The sequence below is a fragment of the Stenotrophomonas oahuensis genome (assembly GCF_031834595.1).
In the GTDB taxonomy this organism is placed as follows: domain Bacteria; phylum Pseudomonadota; class Gammaproteobacteria; order Xanthomonadales; family Xanthomonadaceae; genus Stenotrophomonas; species Stenotrophomonas oahuensis.
The window spans coordinates 2699107-2717704 of sequence record NZ_CP115541.1; the positions used below are offsets into that span (position 1 = coordinate 2699107).

21 protein-coding genes, 2 tRNA genes and 1 other RNA gene are annotated in these 18598 nt (G+C 67.0%); 13 read left to right on the forward strand and 11 right to left on the reverse strand.

Annotated elements, in window-relative coordinates; all coding sequences use genetic code 11:
* Positions 1 to 57: 57 nt before the first annotated feature.
* Positions 58 to 1263: a lytic transglycosylase domain-containing protein gene (locus tag PDM29_RS11935; protein WP_311190345.1), complete on the reverse strand. Its 1206-nt coding sequence runs from the start codon at positions 1261 to 1263 to the stop codon at positions 58 to 60.
* On the reverse strand, positions 1260 to 2027 hold the full coding sequence (gene gloB / locus PDM29_RS11940; protein ID WP_311190346.1) for a hydroxyacylglutathione hydrolase: 768 nt from the start codon (positions 2025 to 2027) through the stop codon (positions 1260 to 1262). Before gloB ends, PDM29_RS11935 begins: the two co-directional genes overlap by 4 nt.
* A gap of 11 nt (positions 2028 to 2038) precedes the next feature.
* Between gloB and PDM29_RS11945 the strand changes: the two genes are divergently transcribed.
* From PDM29_RS11945 to dnaQ, 3 genes are read left to right on the forward strand one after another with little or no spacing between them, the layout of a single operon-like run.
* The gene (locus PDM29_RS11945; RefSeq protein WP_311190347.1) at positions 2039 to 2683 is read left to right on the forward strand and encodes a methyltransferase domain-containing protein; all 645 of its coding nucleotides are present in this window, start codon (positions 2039 to 2041) and stop codon (positions 2681 to 2683) included.
* Between the two features lie 11 nt (positions 2684 to 2694).
* A complete protein-coding gene (rnhA, locus tag PDM29_RS11950; protein ID WP_282295113.1) occupies positions 2695 to 3147 on the forward strand; it encodes a ribonuclease HI in 453 nt (150 codons plus the stop codon).
* Between the two features lie 4 nt (positions 3148 to 3151).
* On the forward strand, positions 3152 to 3877 hold the full coding sequence (gene dnaQ, locus PDM29_RS11955; RefSeq protein WP_311190348.1) for a DNA polymerase III subunit epsilon: 726 nt from the start codon (positions 3152 to 3154) through the stop codon (positions 3875 to 3877).
* Between the two features lie 72 nt (positions 3878 to 3949).
* Here dnaQ and PDM29_RS11960 read toward each other — a convergent pair whose 3' ends face one another.
* A complete protein-coding gene (locus PDM29_RS11960; protein ID WP_311190349.1) occupies positions 3950 to 4654 on the reverse strand; it encodes a PP2C family protein-serine/threonine phosphatase in 705 nt (234 codons plus the stop codon).
* A 170-nt stretch (positions 4655 to 4824) separates the two neighbouring features.
* Here PDM29_RS11960 and PDM29_RS11965 point away from each other — a divergent pair.
* Together PDM29_RS11965 and PDM29_RS11970 are read left to right on the forward strand one after the other, a co-directional pair.
* Positions 4825 to 4915: transfer RNA gene (locus PDM29_RS11965), tRNA-Ser, on the forward strand.
* A 206-nt stretch (positions 4916 to 5121) separates the two neighbouring features.
* Complete coding sequence (locus PDM29_RS11970) at positions 5122 to 5514, forward strand: DUF6165 family protein (protein ID WP_311190350.1); 393 nt, start codon at positions 5122 to 5124, stop codon at positions 5512 to 5514.
* A 158-nt stretch (positions 5515 to 5672) separates the two neighbouring features.
* On the opposite strand, the gene PDM29_RS11975 is transcribed toward PDM29_RS11970, so the two are convergent.
* Positions 5673 to 6719: a glycosyltransferase family 9 protein gene (locus PDM29_RS11975; RefSeq protein WP_311190351.1), complete on the reverse strand. Its 1047-nt coding sequence runs from the start codon at positions 6717 to 6719 to the stop codon at positions 5673 to 5675.
* A gap of 21 nt (positions 6720 to 6740) precedes the next feature.
* Here PDM29_RS11975 and PDM29_RS11980 point away from each other — a divergent pair, with 21 nt between their 5' ends.
* Complete coding sequence (locus PDM29_RS11980; RefSeq protein WP_311190352.1) at positions 6741 to 7490, forward strand: 3-deoxy-D-manno-octulosonic acid kinase; 750 nt, start codon at positions 6741 to 6743, stop codon at positions 7488 to 7490.
* A complete protein-coding gene (locus tag PDM29_RS11985; RefSeq protein ID WP_311190353.1) occupies positions 7490 to 8245 on the forward strand; it encodes an MBL fold metallo-hydrolase in 756 nt (251 codons plus the stop codon). Before PDM29_RS11980 ends, PDM29_RS11985 begins: the two co-directional genes overlap by 1 nt.
* A 26-nt stretch (positions 8246 to 8271) precedes the next feature.
* Here the strand turns inward: PDM29_RS11985 and ffs are convergent.
* An RNA gene (gene ffs, locus PDM29_RS11990) (signal recognition particle sRNA small type) lies at positions 8272 to 8368 on the reverse strand.
* A 232-nt stretch (positions 8369 to 8600) separates the two neighbouring features.
* On the opposite strand from ffs, the gene PDM29_RS11995 reads away from it, so the two are divergent.
* Together PDM29_RS11995 and PDM29_RS12000 are read left to right on the forward strand one after the other, a co-directional pair.
* The gene (locus tag PDM29_RS11995) at positions 8601 to 8918 is read left to right on the forward strand and encodes a DMT family transporter (protein ID WP_311190354.1); all 318 of its coding nucleotides are present in this window, start codon (positions 8601 to 8603) and stop codon (positions 8916 to 8918) included.
* Positions 8919 to 9062: 144 nt separating this feature from the next.
* A complete protein-coding gene (locus PDM29_RS12000; RefSeq protein WP_311190355.1) occupies positions 9063 to 9851 on the forward strand; it encodes an isocitrate lyase/PEP mutase family protein in 789 nt (262 codons plus the stop codon).
* A 70-nt stretch (positions 9852 to 9921) separates the two neighbouring features.
* Here PDM29_RS12000 and PDM29_RS12005 read toward each other — a convergent pair whose 3' ends face one another.
* Together PDM29_RS12005 and PDM29_RS12010 are read right to left on the reverse strand one after the other, a co-directional pair.
* Positions 9922 to 10377 carry a GNAT family N-acetyltransferase gene (locus tag PDM29_RS12005; RefSeq protein ID WP_311190356.1) on the reverse strand — a complete coding sequence of 152 codons (456 nt, stop codon included), beginning with the start codon at positions 10375 to 10377 and terminating at the stop codon, positions 9922 to 9924.
* Between the two features lie 302 nt (positions 10378 to 10679).
* A tRNA-Ser gene (locus PDM29_RS12010) sits at positions 10680 to 10772 on the reverse strand.
* Between the two features lie 133 nt (positions 10773 to 10905).
* Here PDM29_RS12010 and dnaX point away from each other — a divergent pair.
* The 4 genes from dnaX to PDM29_RS12030 are packed head-to-tail and all read left to right on the forward strand — an operon-like array spanning position 10906 to position 14134.
* Positions 10906 to 12831 carry a DNA polymerase III subunit gamma/tau gene (gene dnaX, locus PDM29_RS12015; protein WP_311190357.1) on the forward strand — a complete coding sequence of 642 codons (1926 nt, stop codon included), beginning with the start codon at positions 10906 to 10908 and terminating at the stop codon, positions 12829 to 12831.
* Positions 12832 to 12837: 6 nt separating this feature from the next.
* A complete protein-coding gene (locus tag PDM29_RS12020; RefSeq protein WP_282297310.1) occupies positions 12838 to 13158 on the forward strand; it encodes a YbaB/EbfC family nucleoid-associated protein in 321 nt (106 codons plus the stop codon).
* 2 nt (positions 13159 to 13160) lie between these two features.
* Complete coding sequence (recR, locus tag PDM29_RS12025; protein WP_311190358.1) at positions 13161 to 13757, forward strand: recombination mediator RecR; 597 nt, start codon at positions 13161 to 13163, stop codon at positions 13755 to 13757.
* Between the two features lie 17 nt (positions 13758 to 13774).
* Positions 13775 to 14134, forward strand: coding sequence for a histidine triad nucleotide-binding protein (locus tag PDM29_RS12030; protein WP_311190359.1), 360 nt, complete (start codon positions 13775 to 13777; stop codon positions 14132 to 14134).
* A 93-nt stretch (positions 14135 to 14227) separates the two neighbouring features.
* On the opposite strand, the gene PDM29_RS12035 is transcribed toward PDM29_RS12030, so the two are convergent.
* Genes PDM29_RS12035 through PDM29_RS12050 form a run of 4 tightly spaced genes read right to left on the reverse strand, consistent with a single transcriptional unit; the run spans position 14228 to position 18596 of the window.
* Positions 14228 to 14752, reverse strand: coding sequence for a Slp family lipoprotein (locus tag PDM29_RS12035; RefSeq protein ID WP_311190360.1), 525 nt, complete (start codon positions 14750 to 14752; stop codon positions 14228 to 14230).
* Positions 14749 to 16698, reverse strand: coding sequence for a transglutaminase TgpA family protein (locus tag PDM29_RS12040; RefSeq protein ID WP_311190361.1), 1950 nt, complete (start codon positions 16696 to 16698; stop codon positions 14749 to 14751). The genes PDM29_RS12035 and PDM29_RS12040 overlap by 4 nt, the downstream gene beginning before the upstream one ends.
* Complete coding sequence (locus tag PDM29_RS12045; protein ID WP_311190362.1) at positions 16691 to 17641, reverse strand: DUF58 domain-containing protein; 951 nt, start codon at positions 17639 to 17641, stop codon at positions 16691 to 16693. The genes PDM29_RS12040 and PDM29_RS12045 overlap by 8 nt, the downstream gene beginning before the upstream one ends.
* Position 17642: 1 nt before the next feature.
* Positions 17643 to 18596, reverse strand: a complete 954-nt coding sequence (locus PDM29_RS12050) for an AAA family ATPase (protein ID WP_311190363.1) — start codon at positions 18594 to 18596, stop codon at positions 17643 to 17645.
* Positions 18597 to 18598: the final 2 nt, after the last annotated feature.

An 18598-nucleotide genomic window follows, 5' to 3' on the forward strand; every position in this document is an offset into this window, starting at 1 on the left:
CGCGGAAAACAAAAAGGCCCGGCATTGCCGGGCCTTCTGCATTCTTGGCCTCTGCCATCAATCCTCGACGCGCAACACCGCACCCGGCTTCAACACACTGCTGCCGGTGAGATTGTTCAACGACAACAGCGCCTTCAGCGGCATCCCATAGCGCTTGGCAATGGTCCACGCCGACTCGCCATTGCGCACCGTGTGCCGGCGCGCGCGCGGACGATCGGCCGCACTTGCCACCGTGCGCTTGGCGGCTGGCGTGTTCGGCCGGGCACTGGCGATGTCGGTCGCCGGCGCGTCCACCTGCGCCACCGCCACCGTGGTATCAACCGGCGCATGCGTGGCCGGAGCCAGCACCGTCGCCGCGCCGCTCGGACGGCCCTTGCCATTGGCCAGCGCCGGGTTCAGGCGGGCGATGCGTGCCGGGTCCAGCTGCCGCTGTGCGGCCCACTGCTGCACGCTGGTGCCGGCTGGCAGGGTATGCCCCTTCAGCACGGGCACGGTACGGTCCAGTGAGGCCATCACCGCCGGCGTGGTCTCTGCGTTTTCCAGCACACAGGCCAGTGCGTGCAGCTTTTCCACATAGGCGTAAGTGATTGGCGACAGCCCCGGCAGTTCGGCCGGGCGTGCGTTCTGTGCGTTCATGCCGGCCTTGCGCAGCGACTGCAGCACCCGGTACTCGCCGGCGTTGTAGGCCATAGTGGCCAGACGCCAGTCGCCGGCAAACATGCCGTGCAGGGTTTTCAGGTAGCGCACCGCTGCCTGGGTCGAATCGACGGCCGACAAGCGGCCGTCATAGCTGTTGCTGACCTGCACGCGATGGTTCTTGGCGGTGGTGGCGATGAACTGCCACAGTCCGGCCGGGCCCGTGCCATTGCGCGCGTTCGGCCGATAGCCGCTCTCCACGAACGGAATGAGGGCAAATTCGGTGGGCAGATCAGCGGCACGCAGTTCTTCCACCACGTAGCCGAACAGCACCAGCGCATCATCATCCTGGTTGGCCAGGCGCGATGGCGCGTGCGCGAACTGCTTCTGCCAGCGCGGGCTGGTGGCTTCGGCATCGCAGGTTGGCTCAGCCAGGCCTGCACGGAAGCTGGCGAAGATGTCCTGCCCGTTGCGTACCGAGGGTTGGGGCAGGGCGGCCGCATCAAGCGGCAGCTGGGTGATCCCGGCCACGTTCTGGGCCAGACCGGTGTTCAACGACTGGGCGCCCGCGCTGCCGGCCATGGCCATGGCCAGTCCCAGCGCGAGCGGCAGCAATCGCCGGCTCATGTTCGGAATCCGTCTTTCCAGCCACGCAGGCCGGCCAGCACATCCACTTCAGCGGTCAGTTCACGGCCCAGATGGGCGCTGACCGCGGCCTGGATGGCCGGAGTATGGGTTCGCAGGAATGGATTGCATTCCAGCTCGCTGGCCAGGGCAACCGGCAGCGTGGGGCGTTCATCGCGGCGCATGGCCAGTGCCTCCTCATGGCGTCGCGCAAGCGCGGCGTTGGCGGGGTCGACATGCCGCGCGAAGACGGCATTTGACACGGTGTACTCGTGCCCGCAGCACACCAGCAGGTGCGCGGGCAGGGACGCCAGCCGCTGCAATGAAGCCAGCAGCTGGGGCGGCGTACCTTCGAACATCCGGCCACAGCCCAGGCTGAACAACGCATCGCCACTGAAAAGATGTTCAGCCGTGTGAAAACCGATATGCGTTCGGGTGTGTCCGGGCACGGATACTACGTCGATCCCGAGCCCCAATGCCTGAACGTGTTCACCATCGCCGACCCGGCGGGTGGCCTGCGGAATGCGCGGATCGTCAGGTGCCAGCACCGCCAGGCCGGGGTGCTGCGCCTGCAGTTCGGCCACGCCGCCGATGTGATCGTTGTGGTGGTGGGTCAGCAGCACGGTGTGCGGACGCCAGCCCTGCTGCGCTGCCGCAGCCAATACAGGCGCGGCCTGACCGGGGTCGACCACGATGGCATTACCGTCTTCGGCGACCAGCGCCCAGATGTAGTTGTCCGCGAATGCGGGTAGGGCAATCAGTCGCATAGAATTGGACCATGCCCGCCGTGTCGCGCTCCCGTCAAGCTTCAGTCGCATCCTGGTTTGATACTGAACCGGCGCTGTCGTTGCGCGAACTGGAGCGCCAGCGGTTGGCGCTGGTGCTGGCCACCCGGCCGGTTACGCCTTGGCTGTGGATCGCGCCGACCCCCGCCTGGACCCAGGACCCGCTGCTGCCCGGACGCGGCCTCACCCTGCACCGGCAGCCGCCGGGTTACAGCGGTGACGCGCGCTGCGCCCTGCCGCTGCCGCTGCCCAGCGAGAGCGTCAACGCCATCGTGCTGCAGCATGTGACTGCCCGCGATGCCGAGGCGCTGATCGCCGAGTGCGAGCGGGTGCTGATGCCCGGCGGCCGGCTGTGGCTGTCCACGCTCAATCCGTTCAGCCCGTTCCGCCGCCAGTGGCGACGCCATGGACTGGTGGTGCGCACCCCGCAGCGCCTGCGCCACAGCCTGGAGCAGGCCGGTCTCAGCTGTCAGGAACTGACCTGGCTGGGCCCGATGTGGCGTGACCGCTCGCCCGACCGCAGCAGCCTGGCTCCGTTGCGCGCGGCGTGTCTGTTCACTGCAGAAAAACGAACCCTGGCCCTGCCGGGCCCCACGCCACTGCCGGTGCGCCGTTGGCACGGCACGGTGGCGACCTGATCTGGAATTGAATGAAAACCATTGAAATACACACCGACGGTTCCTGCCTGGGCAACCCCGGCCCGGGTGGCTGGGCCGCGCTGCTGCGCTACAACGCGCACGAGCGCGAACTCACCGGCGGCGAAGCGCACACCACCAACAACCGGATGGAGCTGATGGCTGCCATCTCCGGCCTGGAAGCGCTGACCGAGCCCTGCAACATCGTGCTGTACACCGACTCCCAGTACGTCCGCCAGGGCCTGACCCAGTGGATGCCCGGCTGGATCCGCAAGAACTGGAAGACTGCCGGCGGCGACCCGGTCAAGAACCGCGAACTGTGGGAGCGCCTGCATGCCGCCACCCTGCGCCACACCATCGACTGGCGTTGGGTGAAGGGCCACAACGGTGATCCGGACAACGAACGCGTGGACCAGCTGGCGCGTGATGCCGCAATCCGGATCCGCAACGGCGCGGCGGTAAACTAAGCGCATGCGTCAGATCATCCTCGACACCGAAACCACCGGCCTGGAATGGCGCAAAGGCAACCGCATCGTCGAAATCGGCTGTGTGGAACTGCTCGAGCGTCGCCCCAGCGGCAACAACTACCACCAGTACATCAAGCCTGACGTCGAGTTCGAACAGGGCGCGCAGGAAGTCACCGGCCTGACCCTGGACTTCCTGGCCGACAAGCCGGACTTCGCGCAGATCGCCGACGAGTTCCTGGCCTACATCGACGGGGCCGAGCTGATCATCCACAACGCCGCGTTTGACCTCGGCTTCCTGGATTACGAGCTGTCCCGGCTGGGTGACCACTACGGCACCATCGCCGACCGTTGCACGGTCATCGATACGCTGAAGATGGCGCGCGAGCGCTATCCCGGCCAGCGCAACTCACTGGACGCGTTGTGCAAACGACTGGGCGTGGACAACGCGCATCGCCAGCTGCACGGCGGTCTGCTGGATGCCCAGATTCTGGGCGATGTGTATATCGCCCTGACCTCCGGTCAGGAAGAGATCGGCTTTGGCAGCGCGGATGATGCCGTCAGTGGCGGCGTCCAGGCGATGGCCATCGACACCTCGCGCCTGCTGCCGCGCCCGCGCGTGGTCGCCACTGCGTCCGAGCAGGAGGCACACGAGTCGCGCCTGGCCAAGCTGCGCAAGAAGGCCGGCCACGCGATCTGGGACGGCCCGAAGGCCGAAGAAACGGCGGCCTGACGCGATCACGACCAACGGTCGTGATCTACCCGATGGCGGTAGGTCACGACCGTTGGTCGTGACCCCCGCACATCAATGGCAACGCACCAGAATCACGGTGATGTTGTCCGACCCACCCCCATCCAGCGCCGCCGCCACCAACGTATCCACGCACTCCTGCGCGCTGGCATCGTCATAGGCCAGGGTGCGGGCGATGCCGTGGTCTTCCACTTCCTCGGTGAGCCCGTCGCTGCACAGCAGCAACTGCATGCCCGGGCGCAGTTCGCCGGTGGTGGTGGCCACATTCAGGTGCGCCGGATCGGTCACCCCCAGCGCCTGGGTCACCACGTTGCGACTGGGATGGGCGCGGGCCTGCTCGGCGGTCAGGTTGCCCTGGGCCACCATTTCCTGGACTACGCTGTGGTCTTGGCTCAGCTGCGCCAGTTGCCCGTCGCGCCACAGGTAGGCCCGGCTGTCACCCACCCAGGCCACCTCGTAGCGGTTGCCCAGCACTCGCGCGGCCACGACGGTGGTGCCCATGGGCAGGGTGTCGTTGCGACGGCGTGAGGTGCGGATGATTTCTTCGTCGGCAATGCGGATGGCCTGCGCCAGCGAGGCTCCCTGGCGGATCTCGCGCACGATGGTTTCCCGCGCCAGCGCGCTGGCAATCTCGCCACAGGCGTGGCCGCCCATGCCGTCGGCCACCAGCCACAGGGCCAGTTCGCCATCACCGTAATAGGTGTCCTCGTTGAGGTCACGGCGCAGGCCGGGGTGGGTCAGGTGTCCGAATTCGATCATGGTCGGTGGGCTTGCGGCGAGAGTATTGCGGGGAATAACGGCATGATCGCGGCCCTGCGGACATCCGGCAAGCGATCGGGTCAGACGAAATTCACCTGAAGACGCGGCAAGCGCTTGCCGTCAGCGTCCGCTCCCCGTATTATTCGCGTCCCGGTTCGCCGGGACCATCTGGAGAGGTGGCAGAGCGGTTGAATGTACCTGACTCGAAATCAGGCAGGCGTTTATAGCGCCTCGGGGGTTCGAATCCCCCCCTCTCCGCCAGACACGCAAAAAGGCCACCCAATGGGTGGCCTTTTTGCGTGTCTGGCGGAGAGGGGGGGATTGCAACGGCGCTGCGCACCGTTGCCCCCGCATGCTTCCTCTCCCCGCCCCTGTCGGGGCAGCCCCTCAACAGAGGGGCTTGTTGCTTCGCTATCGTTCCACGCGACGTCCGTTAAAATGGATGTCTCCTGTATTGGATGTCCCCCATGACCGCAGAAATCCAAGTCCCCGTTTCTTTCGGCGAACTGCTCGACAAGATTTCCATCCTGCAGATCAAGTCCGAGCGGATCAGCGACGAGGCCAAGCTGGCCAATATCCGCACCGAGCTGAGCGCGCTGGAAAAAACCTGGCTGGCGCACCCGGCCGGGGTGAAGGACATCGCCAAGCTGCGTGCCGACCTCAAGGCGGTCAACGAACGCCTGTGGGACATCGAGGACAACATCCGACTGCAGGACAAGGCCCAGGATTTCGGTCCGGCCTTCATCGAGCTGGCCCGCAGCGTCTACCTGCAGAACGATGAGCGCGCCCGGATCAAGAAGGACATCAACCTGGCGCTGGGCTCGGTGTACGTGGAAGAGAAGTCATACAAGCACGTGTGATGCGTCCGGAGGGGCTTCGGCCGGGTTTCAACGCCGGTGACGTCGTCCCGGCGGTGTGCTGGCAGGCTCCGGTAAATTGTGCCGCGCTGGCGCGCGGTTGCCGGCCGGCGTCCGGCACTACCGTCGAATGGTGACCTGTCCCGATTTTCCGGCGCTGCCTACCGCCCGGAATCGGCCACATACCGCTCAAACGCGGCAATACCGTCCTCGACGGTGATCAGCTCCATTACGTCGTCGAACTCGATCTTGGTGCCCCATTTCAGTTCGGCACCGGGCTTGCCCAGGTACTTGCGGGCCGCATCGTCATAGCGATCCGCGCAGTAGCGGCGGTCCGAGTACGGGCCGCTGCGGTGCGGGTTGCTGGCCGCATGCAGCCCCAGCACCTTGGCCCCCATCGCATTGGCAATGTGCATCGGGCCCGAATCCGGGGTCATCACCAGCGCCGCGCGGGCCAGCAGGGCCGGAAGCTGCTTCAGCGTGTCCTTGCCCACCAGGTCCAGTGCCGGGGTCTGCAGCTGGGCCTGGATGGCGTCGGCCATGTTGCGCTCCAGCTCGCTGCGGCCGCCGCACAGCACCACCCGCCAGCCGCGGCTGGCCGCGTGGTTGGCCACCGCCGCATAGCGGTCGGCGTACCAGTTGCGGCGCACATGGCTGGAGCAGGGCGAGATCATCAGCACCGGGCGGCCATCGTCGTCCCACTGCGCCTGGGCCCAGTCCACTGCCGCCTGTGGTACCGCCAGGTCCCAGCTCACCTCGGTCTGCTTCAGCCCCAGCGGCTCGCAGAAGCTGCCCATCGCATCCAGTACATGGATGCCCGGGCGGTCGGCAATGCGTTCGTTGATGAAAAGCCCGTGCAGGTCCTTGGAACGGGCTTTGTCGTAGCCGATCCGGCGTCTGGCCGGGACAAATGCGGACAACACGTTGGCCCGGAAGGCGACCTGCATCTGCAGCAGCGCCTCGAAACGACCCGGCTGCAGGCTCTGGCGCAGGGCGCGCATGCCTTGCAGGCCGGTCTTCTTGTCGTAGGTGTGGAAGACCACGCCGGGCAGGCCATCGAGCAGCTTCTGGCCCACCTTGTCGATGATCCAGTGCAGTTCGGTACCCGGCAGGCCGCGCTGCAGGGTGCGCACCAGGGGTACCACATGGGTCACATCGCCCAGCGCCGACAAACGCAAAAGACACAAGGAAGAGGACGTTGGTGCCATGGTGTTGTTAGACTCGAAGGAATGGTCGCATTCGACGCCACTGAAGCGCTGACGCCCTGCCGCGATGGACGCGGTATGGGTGCCATTCTGTTCGACCGCGAACGCCTGCGGCAAGCCGACATGAGCCTGTTCGCTCCGGCGCACTGGGGCGAGCGCGCGCGACCCGTGGGAGATGGTGGCCGCGGCGGGGCCTGGTTCGTGGACGCGCCCATCGGTCATTGCGTGCTGCGGCACTATCTGCGCGGCGGCCTGGCCGCCAAGCTCAGCCGTGATCAATACCTCTGGCGCGGGGCCAACCGCACCCGCAGCTTCGCCGAGTTCCGCCTGATGCGCGCGCTGCGCGCGCAGAAGCTGCCGGTGCCGCGACCGATTGCCGCGTTCTACATGCGCGAGGGGGTGCGTTACCGTGCCGCTATTCTGATGGAACGCCTGGAAGGCGTGCGCTCGCTGGCCGACCGCGCGCTGGTGGCCGGGCGCGGCGCTCCGTGGGAAGAAACCGGCCGGCTCATTGCCCGTTTCCACCGGGCCGGGCTGGACCACGCCGACCTCAATGCCCACAACATCCTGTTCGACGCCAATGGCCACGGCTGGCTGATCGACTTCGACCGTGGCGTGCAGCGCATTCCGGCCACCGCGTGGCGCGAGCGCAATCTCAAGCGCCTGCACCGTTCGCTGATCAAGCTGCGCGGTGAGCGCAGCCATGAGGAAGTGGAAAAAGACTTCGCGCGCCTGCGTCGCGCCTACGACCTGGCCTGGAACCGGGGCTACTGATGGACTGGGCCTTGCGCTTCATGGGGGTCGGCAGCGCGTCGGCCGTGCAGCTGGGTTCGCCGATGGCGGTGATCGAGCGCGGGGGCACGCCCTGGCTGACCATCGACTGCGGCGGGGAAGGGCTGACCGCCTATCTGGCCCAGTACGGGCAGATGCCACAGGCGCTGTTTGTCACCCATGTGCACCTGGATCACGTGGCCGGCTTCGAGCGCCTGTTCGTGGATGCTTATTTCTCGCCCCAAAGGCGCGGAAAGATCCGTCTGTATGTGCCCGCCACCGTGGTGCCGCTGCTGCACAAGCGGGTAGGGGACTACCCCAATGTGCTGGCCGAAGGCGGAGCCAATTTCTGGGATGCCTTCCAGCTGATCGTGGTCGGTGACGCCTTCTGGCACGACGGCGTGCGCCTGGAAGTGTTCCCGGTGCGCCACCATTGGCCGGAAACCGCGTACGGCCTGCGTCTGCAGGGCGCGCTGGTATGGAGCGGCGATACCCGGCCGATTCCGGAAATGCTCGCCCGTTACGCCAACGACAACGAGCTGATCGCCCACGACTGCGGCCTGCACGGCAATCCATCGCACACCGGCGTGGACGATCTTGAGCGCGAGTATTCGCCTGAGCTGCAGGCACGGATGATGCTGTACCACTACGCCAGCGAAGCCGACGGTGAGTCGCTGCGCGCCCGCGGCCATCGCGTGGCCGTGCCCGGCGAATGCGTGGCGCTGGCCGTGCCGACGGCACCCACCCCGACCGCCTGAAAAAGCAGGCCCTGAAACGGGTGACGGCCCCGCCGGCTGACCTCGGCGCCCGCGTCGATCGATACCGTTGCTGCCTTCCGGCCCTGGCGGGATTTTCGATCTAGCGTCGCGAGGGGCCGACGGGGCCGCCATAGAGACGTTGCACCGAAGTGCAGTCCGCCATTCTATCACAAACAAAACCCTGAACCCTCTGTAGCCTGCCAGCTACCGCAACTTCCGGCAGCTCTCCCCATTAGCTAGAATCCACCCCACGTAGAGCGGGGCTTGCCCCGCTGCACGTAAAAACGGAGGAACGACCTCCCCCATCACGGGTATCACTGACCAGGACGGCCTGGCCCCATCAAAGGAGGCCACCATGGCCTGGATCTATCTACTCGTTGCCGGCGTTCTGGAGATCGTCTGGGCGTTTTCCATGAAGCAGTCCGAGGGCTTCAGCAAGCTCACCCCCTCGCTCATCACGTTCACCGCGATGGCCGCCAGCTTCTGGCTGCTCGCCCTGGCCATGCGCAGCCTGCCGCTGGGCACCGCCTACACCATCTGGACCGGCATCGGCGCCGTCGGCGCGTTCATCGTCGGCATCGTGTTCCTCGGCGAGCAGGTCACCGCCATGCGCATCGGTGCCGCCGTGCTGATCATCAGCGGCCTGGTCCTGATGAAGCTCTCCAGCACCTGACGGCGTTGGGGCCAAACCCGTAGAGCCACGCCTTGCGTGGCTTCGCGGTGCCGGATCTCCTGCCGGACTATTCCCGTCCGAATCCGGCCAGCCACCGGGGTGGAAAGCGCGCACACTCACGCTTCCCACCCCGAGGCCCCGGACATGAGCAACCTGCACGCCCGCTTCGCCGAACTCCACACCGCCCACGCCCTGCTGGTCCTCCCCAACGCCTGGGACGCTGGCAGCGCCCGCCTCGCCCAGGAACAGGGCGCGCAGGCCGTCGGCACCACCAGCGCCGCGATGGCGTGGTCCTGCGGCTACGCCGACGGCAGCGCCTTGCCGCGTATCTCATTGCTGCAGCGTGTTGCGGAAATCGTGCATGCCACATCGATCCCGATCACCGTCGATATCGAAGACGGCTACAGCGACGACCCGCAGCAGGTGGCGGCGTTGGCAGTTTCGCTGGCCGAACTCGGCGTAGTCGGCATCAACCTCGAAGACGGCACCGGTGCGCCTGCGTTGCTGGCTGACAAGATCGCCGCGATCCGCGCCGCGCTCGCGGGCCGCCCGTTTTTCATCAACGCGCGCACCGATGTGTATCTGCGCGGCCTTGCCGAAGGGCAGGCCGCTGTGGCCATGACCGTGGAGCGGCTGCAGGCGTATGCCGCGGCGGGTGCTGATGGTGCGTTCGTACCCGGGTTGAAGGAGCCCGGCGATATCGCGGCCGTGGTGGCAGGCATCACATTGCCCCTCAATGTCATGTGGCTGCCAGGTATCGGCACGCATGCAGAACTGCTGGCCGCCGGTGTGCGGAGACTCAGTGCTGGTCCGGCGTTGTATGCGCATGCATGGAGTGCGGTGGAGACGGCGACGCGCGCGATGTTCGACGACACGCTGGCCATGCCAGCACCCCCGCCCAGCTATGCCGCATTGAATGCACTATTTGGGTAAGGTGCGCTTCGTTGGAATTCATGCCTTACCGTGCTGATCACCGTCATCGGCAGTCGTCTGGCGAGCGACTCTACCGGTGAGGTGGCAGGTTCAGCGACATTTCCACTGCGTCCAATCCCGGGCCATGGCCGTCGGCAACCACATTGACGACGGCAAACCCCAGGCCAGCATAGAACGCCTGTACATGCTGGCTGGTGTTCAACGTCACCCGCCGCTTGCCCATCGCCTGCGCCTGTTCAATGCGTGCCAACGCGAGCGCCTTGCCGACGCCCTGACGATGCAGGCCTTGATCCACCATGCCCCAGACGAAGCCGGCGGTTTCCTCATCCAGACTGGCGAGGCCGCCGCAGGCGATGATCTGGTCGTCGCGTTCCACTACAACGTAATCGTGCGCGCGCTGTGGTTCCTGCAGGAAGCCGACGAATCCATCGCGCTCATGCGGGCCGAAGTAGCGCGGCGTGTTGCTGTCGAAGACGCGCAGGCAGTGGTCGGCGTCGTTGTGGTGGTAAGGGCGGAATATGGTCATGCAGGCATTGTGTCGTAGAGCCAGGCCCTGCGTGGCTTCGTGGTGCCGGGATCGAGCAAAGAGCAGCCACGCAGGGCGTGGCTCTACGTGGTCGAATGTGGATGCATGGTGGCCGCTTCGTTTTCCGGGGATTGCGGGGCCCATCCATGGGCCCCGCCCCTGCGCGGAGCGCAGGGGCCAGCCATTCGGCTGTCCGGATTCGCTCCCGGCGAATCCGTCGAACCCCCGTTCGGGTGTCTCGTCCGCCAGCTCTCCGCCAGACCAATAAAAAAGCCGCCCAGTGGGCGGCTTCTTCATTGATCTGGCGGAGAGAGGGGGATTCGAACCCCCGAAGCGCGGTTTAGACGCTTACACACTTTCCAGGCGTGCTCCTTCAACCACTCGGACACCTCTCCGGACCTGCGGCAAACCCGCTGCAGGGGCGCAGATTCTAGCCGGGGAATGCGTCGGGCACAAGCGTCTTCACGCAGGGCGGGGAGGGCTGGACAGGCATGGCACAATGGACGTCCCGATGAAGACGGTGGCCTGATGTCCTATCTCGTCCTTGCCCGCAAGTGGCGTCCGAAGCGTTTTGCCGAGCTGGTGGGCCAGGAACACGTGGTCCGTGCGCTCAGCAATGCGCTGGACAGCGGCCGGGTGCACCATGCGTTCCTGTTTACCGGTACCCGCGGGGTCGGCAAGACCACCATCGCGCGTATTTTCGCCAAGTCGCTGAACTGCGAACAAGGCACCAGCGCTGACCCCTGCGGCCAGTGCCCGGCCTGCCTGGACATCGATTCCGGCCGCTACATCGACCTGCTGGAAATCGACGCCGCGTCCAATACCGGTGTGGACGATGTCCGTGAGGTCATCGAAAACGCCCAGTACATGCCCTCGCGCGGCAAGTTCAAGGTCTACCTGATCGACGAAGTGCACATGCTGTCCAAGGCGGCGTTCAACGCGCTGCTGAAGACGCTGGAAGAGCCGCCTGAACACGTGAAGTTCCTGCTGGCCACCACCGACCCGCAGAAGCTGCCGGTGACGGTGCTGTCGCGCTGCCTGCAGTTCAACCTGAAGCGCCTGGACGAAGAGCAGATCCAGGGCCAGATGACCCGCATCCTGGCGGCCGAGGAGATCGAAGCCGACCCCAGCGCCATCGTGCAGTTGGCCAAGGCCGCCGACGGCAGTCTGCGTGACGGCCTGTCGCTGCTGGACCAGGCCATTGCGTATGCCGGCGGCGCGCTGCGCGACGACGTGGTGCGCACCATGCTGGGCACGGTCGACCGCACCCAGGTCGCGGCCATGCTGGATGCGCTGGCCGAAGGTGACGGCGCGCGCCTGCTGCAGGTGGTGGCGGCGCTGGCCGAGTTCTCGCCGGACTGGAGCGGGGTGCTGGAAGCGCTGGCCGAAGGCCTGCACCGCATCCAGGTGCAGCAACTGGTGCCCGGTGCCGCCGCCGATGGCGAAGGCATCGATGCAGTGGGCTTTGCCCAGCGCCTGCGCCCCGAAGTGGTGCAGCTCTGGTACCAGATGGCCCTGAGCGGCCGCCGTGACCTGTTCCTGGCCCCGAGCCCGCGCGCGGGCTTTGAAATGGCCGTGCTGCGCATGCTGGCCTTCCGCCCGGCCGCTGCGGTGCCGCCCGTTCCTCGCGATGCCGGCAACGACACGGAGGTGGTTCCGGGCCCGGGAAACGTAGCTAGCGGCGGCATTGCCGCCGCGTCGGTCGCTGCCCCTGTGGCAGCGCCGCTTGCTGCGCCAGCGCCTGTAGTGGTCCCCGACGCACCGGCCGTCGCCGAGCCGAAGGCACCGGAACCGCCGGTGCAGACCGCGCCGAAACCGTCATTACCGCCTGAACCGGCTCCCACCAACGACCCACCGCCGTGGGCGCAGGGCGGGGTAGAGGACCGCGACGAGGTCCTGGCCGCCGAAATGGCAGGTCCCGATGCGGCGATGGTGCCGCCGTGGGAAGAACCCGTACGTCCGGCCGCAGCGCCCGCGCGCCCGCAAGGCATCGCCATTGCGCCGGCACCGGTGTCTGCTCCGCCAGTCGCTGTGGCTGAACAAGCACCTGGCGAAGGCGCGGCCTTGGATTCAGCCGATGCCTGGCTGCAGCTGGTGGCGCAGAGCGAGCTCAGCGGCCCCTCGCGGCAGCTGGCCGCGCACGCGGCCTTCATCAGTTTTCAACGCGGCGTCTTGAAACTGGCGGTATCGCCCGGATTTGAGTACCTGTGTTCAGACCGCTCGTTGGCGGCCCTGACCGACGCACTGTCCGGACCGCTGGGGCTTGCCCCGCGGATCGTGATCGAGCACGGCGAGGCCGAAGCCGAGACGCTGCACCAGCGTTCGGACCGCCAGCGCGGCGAACGTCAGCAGGCGGCCGAAACCGCCTTCTTGGCCGACCCCAACGTGCAGGTGCTCATCCAACAGCACGGCGCGCGGGTAGTGGCCGATTCCATCCGTCCCATTGAAGAGTAAAGAATCATGCGCGGCAACATCGCCCAACTGATGCAACAGGCCCAGAAGATGCAGGAAAACCTGCAGAAGGCCCAGGAAGATCTGGCCAAGCTGGAAGTGACCGGCAGCGCCGGCGGCGGCATGGTCAACGTCACCCTCACCGGTGCCAAGGAGTGCCGCAAGGTGCGCATCGACCCGTCCATCCTCAGCGACGCGGAAATGCTGGAGGATCTGGTCGCGGCCGCCTTCAACGATGCCTCCAACAAGATCGACGCCGAATCCAAGACCCGCATGGGCTCGGCCACGGCCGGCATGCAGCTGCCCCCGGGCATGAAGCTGCCGTTCTAATCGTGAGCCTGCCCCTGCTCGAACAGCTGATCGACGCATTCCGCATCCTGCCGGGCGTCGGCCAGAAGACCGCCCAGCGCATGGCCTACCACGTGCTGGAGCGCGAACGCGAAGGGGCGCAGAAGCTGGCCGAGGTGCTGGCCAAGGCGATTGAACGCATTGGCCATTGCACCCAGTGCCGCGATTTCAGTGAAACCGAGGTGTGCGCGGTGTGCGCCAACAGCAGTCGCGAGCGCGCTCAGCTGTGCGTGGTGGAATCGCCGGCCGATCGGCTGGCAATTGAAAGCGCCACCGGTTTCCGCGGCGTCTACTACGTGCTGCAGGGGCGGCTTTCGCCGCTGGATGGCATTGGCCCGCGCGAACTGGGGCTGGATGCGCTGGGCACCCGGTTGCAGCAGGGCGAAGTGCAGGAGCTGATCATCGCCACCAGCGCCACTGTGGAAGGCGAGGCCACCGCGCACTACCTGGCGCAATTGGCCCGCGCGAACAACGTGCGGCCCAGTCGTCTCGCCCAGGGCCTGCCGCTGGGCGGTGAGCTGGAGTACGTTGATCGCGGCACGCTCTCGCATGCATTCGGTACCCGCACCGAAGCAACCTGACTTCCCATTGGTGACCCATGACCCAGGAAACGCTGTTCTCCAAGATCATCCGCCGCGAAATCCCCGCCACCATCGTCTACGAGGACGATGAAGTGCTGGGCTTCAAGGACATCGCGCCGCAGGCTCCGGTGCATGTGCTGTTCATTCCCAAGAACCACATCATTCCGACCCTGGATGACCTGACCGCCGAGCAGGCGCATCTGATCGGCAAGCTGGCCCTGGCCGCCGCCGGATACGCGCGCCGGGAAGGCTTCGCCGAGGATGGCTACCGCATCGTCATGAACTGCCGCGAAGACGCCGGACAGACCGTGTTCCACATCCACATGCATCTGTTGGCCGGTGCGCCGTTGGGACATTTCGGCGCGCCCGGGAAATGACCCCAAAAAAACCGCCCCGAAGGGCGGTTTTTTGTGTTCCCGGCGACGGTAGGTACCCACCGTTGGTGGGTACATGACGCGCCGTGATGCCGGTTACCACCAACCCCAACCGCGGTAGCCCCAGCCCGGACCCCAACCCGGTCCCCACGGCCCGTAGGGGTACACCGGCACCACGTCCACCTGGCGCTGTTCCGGCCACAGGTAGATCACGTCGGCCTCCAGCTTCGGCAGCTTGTAGTCGTAGTCGCCGATGCGGGTGTTCTCATAGCCGGCGATCTTGCCGATGAAGGTCACATCACGGCCGGCTTCGAACACGGCCGGGTCGTAGAAGCCGGCGCGACAGGCGACGAAGCGGCCATCGCTCGCGTCGTTGCTGGTGGTATTCGGGCGGCCGGTGCCGTTGAGCGGGCGCGACAGCAGCTGGAAGCAGGTCTGGCCCTGCCCCGGCGTGGTTTCAATGATGCGACCGCCCCAGCGCACCGGCGTGCCGACCTGCTGGGTGGCCACCGAATCGCGCGGGCTGACCACGCTGAAGGTGCCCTGCAGGGGTTTCGGCGCGGTGGCGCAGGCGGACAGCGCCAGCGAGGCGGCAAGGGGAAGCAGAAGCTTGGTGTTCATGAGGATGCTCCGGTGGACGGACGATGCCGCTGCAGGTCACGCACAAGTGATGGGTCGAGCGTAGTGCCAGCGTAGCGCGCCTGAACGAAACGCTGGCTGAGTGAAAGCAGCGCCGGGTCGGGACGCTGGTGGTGGACGCGCTGCGCCCAGTCCGTGGCGGTTTCGGCCGGTTCCCGGGCCAGGCCATGCCGCGCGTAACGCCGGCCCATTCGATGCCAGGCCCGCAGCAGCGGATCGCGCTCGCGTTCGCCCCGGGCCAGCACCCACGCCATCCAGCCTAGCGCACCGCCTGCGAAGGCAATGAAAATGGCCGCCAGCTGCGCCGGTTCCAGCCGGTCGATGCCGAGCGGGCGCAGCAGCTGCTGCTGGCGGGTGGCGTCGAAGCTGAGTACCAGGTCGTTCCAGCCCCGGCGCAGGTAGTCGGTCATCTGCCCCAGCTGGGCCCAGCGTCCCTCCAGGGTCACGTCCGCACCGCCGGCGTTCAGGCGGTCTTCCAGGGTGTCGTAGATGCGTTCTGGAGCCACCGCTGCGGTGGGGTCCACGCGCACCCAGCCGCGCTGTGGCAGCCACACCTCGGCCCAGGCGTGGGCGTCCATGCGGCGCAGCACCCAGTAATCACCGTACAGGTTGCGCTGGCCGCCGGCGAAGCCGGTGACCACGCGGGCGGGAATGCCGGCGTTGCGCATCAACACCACGAACGAAGAGCTGAAGTGCTGGCAGTAGCCAGCCTGCTGGTCGAACAGGAACTCGTCCACCGAGTCGCGGCCGGGCGGCTCGGTATCCAGGGTGTAGGCAAAGCTTGATCGCACCCAATCCAACGCACGATTGACGATGGCGGCGTCGTTGCTGCCGGCCTCGCGCCGCCATTGCCCTGCCAGCGCGGCGGTGCGGGGGTTGAGGTCCGGCGGCAGCGCCAGCAGCTGCCGGCGTTGCGAATCGCTCAGTGGCTGCAGGTAACGTTCGGCGGGCGAGGACTGCAACCGCCAGCGGGTCAGCGCGGCCAGCGGGGCGTTGCTGCGCAGGCTGTAGTTCGCGTCCAGGTGGGTGCCGTCCGGAGCCTGCAACGGCAGGTCCAGCGCCACCAGCTGGCGGCGATCGGTGGGTTCGTAGTCGATCTGGTAGTCCCAGCGCGGCGCGCCACGGGTGACCTGCGGAGGCTCCGCATATTGGGCCTGGCGATCCAGTTCCCACACCCTGCCGTCGAACCGGGTCAGCACAGGCCCCCGCCAATAGCGTTGTTCGGGAGCCGGTATTGCGCCGTTGAAGGTCACCCGCATCGCTGGCGTGTCATCTGCCATCAGGTCCAGCCACCGGTCCGGCTCCATGCGGTCCGACAGCCCCGGCTTGCCTACCGCGCGGTCAGGCAGGCCCCACAGCGGCTCGCTCAGGCGCGGGAACAACCAGAACGCGATCAACGCCAATGGCAGTCCCAGTGCCACCAGCCGACCCACGCCGCGCAGCTGCCCGCCCAGTGCCGGGCTGGGCGCTTCGCCTTCGGCCTGGGCAAGGCGCTGCAGCGTGATCAGCGCGCTCAATGCCGCCAGCACCGCCAGCACCATCGTGGTCGGGCCCTGGTCCAGCAGGAAGGCCGAGAATGGCGCGAACAATGCAAACCCCAGCAAGCTGCGCGCGTCGCGCAGGGTGCGCAGCTCACTGGACTTCAGCGCCAGCATCGCCGCCAGCAGGGCACAACCGGTATCACGACCAGGACGTGCGCCCATCTGCCAGTAGATGCCGGCCAGCATGCCCAGCACCAGCAGCAGGCGCACCGGCCCGGGCAGGACGCGTTGTCCGGCCAGCAGCGCGGTGATCAGGGCCACCACGGCGAACACGCCCCCCAGCAGCGGCGGCAGCAACAGCAACAGCGGCAGCAGCGAAAGCGCTGCGCTGAGCAGGGTCCAGCGTCGTGCCTCGGCACTCAGAATGTGGGAGGCGTGCTCAGTCATGGGGCATCAGCGCCAGTGCGCGTTGGCAGAGGTGATGATGGCTGCTGCCCTGGCCTGGACCCAGCACCGGTTGGCCGGGAAGCTTCAAGGTGTAGCGGCGTCCCTCGCGCTCGGCCAGGTCCACCCAGCGCGCCAGCCGCGCAATGCGGGTTTCGGTGGGAAGTGACTTCAACTGCCACCAGTCCAGCAGCACATCCACGCCCATCGGTTTTTCATACTCGCGCACCAGCAGGGTGTCGCGGCGCGCCGAATGCTTCCAGGCAATGCTGCGCTGGGGATCGCCAGCACGGTAAGGGCGCAGCTGGTGCAGCTCCTCGCCACTGGGATGCACGCGGGTATGCAGTGGATCGCCCGCACCGTCGGGCAGGGCAGGGGCGTGCAATTCGGGAGTGGCATACACCAGCAACGGCGTATCCGGCCACACCCAGGCCCATGCGCGGACCAGCCCCAGCGGCTGCGTGGTGGAGATGCGGATGCGCTCCAGATCCAGCCAGCCACGCTGCTGGGTGGGCAGGTCCAGATCCACTTCCACCTGGTCGCTGTCCACCAGATGGCCATGCGCGCGTGCCTCGGCATGCTGCAGAAGCAGGCCACGGCGCGGCCGCGTGTCGTTGCGCGAAAGACTCACGCGCAGGCGCAGCTGCGTGCCCGCCACCACCGGCTCGGCCGAAATGGCATCCACGCGCAGGCCTGAAAGCTGCAGATGCGCGGCGAACATGCTGGCCACTGCCACCGTGGTCAGCAGCAGGGCCAGCAGCAGGGCCGGATTGTTGTTGTAGTTCAGCGCGCCCAGCAGCATGGCCAGCAGCAGCACCGTGACGAACAGCCCGAAGCGCGTGGGCAGCACATAGATGCGGCGGCGATGCAGCCGCTGCGGCAGGGTTTCCTGCCGTCGTGGCCGTGCCATCTTCTGGATGATGCGGTCTCCCCAGCCGCGCTGCATGTCAGTCCACCGGAACCGTCTGCAGGATCGCGCGGGCCAGCGCCGGACCGTTGCCGGCTTCGGCTTCCGGCACCAGCCGGTGTCCGGCCACTGCGACGAACAGGGTCTGCACGTCTTCGGGCACCACATGGGTGCGGCCCAGCAGCAGCGCATGCGCCTTGGCCGCGCGCAGCAGGGCCAGGCCCGCGCGCGGGGACAGCCCCACGCGCACGCCGGTGTGCTGGCGGCTGCGCGCCAGCAGCGCCTGCACATAGGTAATGAGCGCTTCGCTGGCGTGCACCTGGCCCACGGCCTCGCGCAGCGTGCGCACCTGCGCTTCAGTGAGCGCGGCGGAGGTCTGTGCGATCAGGTGGCGGCGGTCGGTGCCGCGCAGCAGTTCGCGTTCCGATTCTGGGTTCGGGTAGCCAAGCGCCAGGCGCAGCAGGAAACGGTCCAGCTGCGAATCGGGCAGCGGGAAGGTACCGGAAAGATCCACCGGGTTCTGCGTGGCGATCACGAAGAACGGGTCGGGCAGGGCATGGGTCACCCCGTCCAGGGTGACCTGCTGTTCGGCCATCGCCTCCAGCAGCGCGCTCTGCGTACGCGGCGGCGCGCGGTTGATTTCATCGGCCAACAGCACGTTGGTGAACACCGGGCCGGGGTGGAACTGGAACTGGCGGCTGGCCGCTTCGTACACCGAAACGCCGAGCACATCGGCCGGCAGCAGGTCGGAGGTGAACTGCACGCGCTGGAAGCCCAGCCCCAGGCTGGACGCCATGGCATGGGCCAGGGTGGTCTTGCCCAGGCCGGGCAGGTCCTCGATCAGCAGGTGGCCACCGGACAGCAGGGCCACGAAGGCCAGCCGCACCTCATGGGATTTGCCAAGCACCAGGCCGTTGACCTGGTCCTGCGCGTTGCGAAGAGCCTGTCGCACTACATCGGTTAGCATGGCGGGCACGTGGGGCGAAGATTCCATGT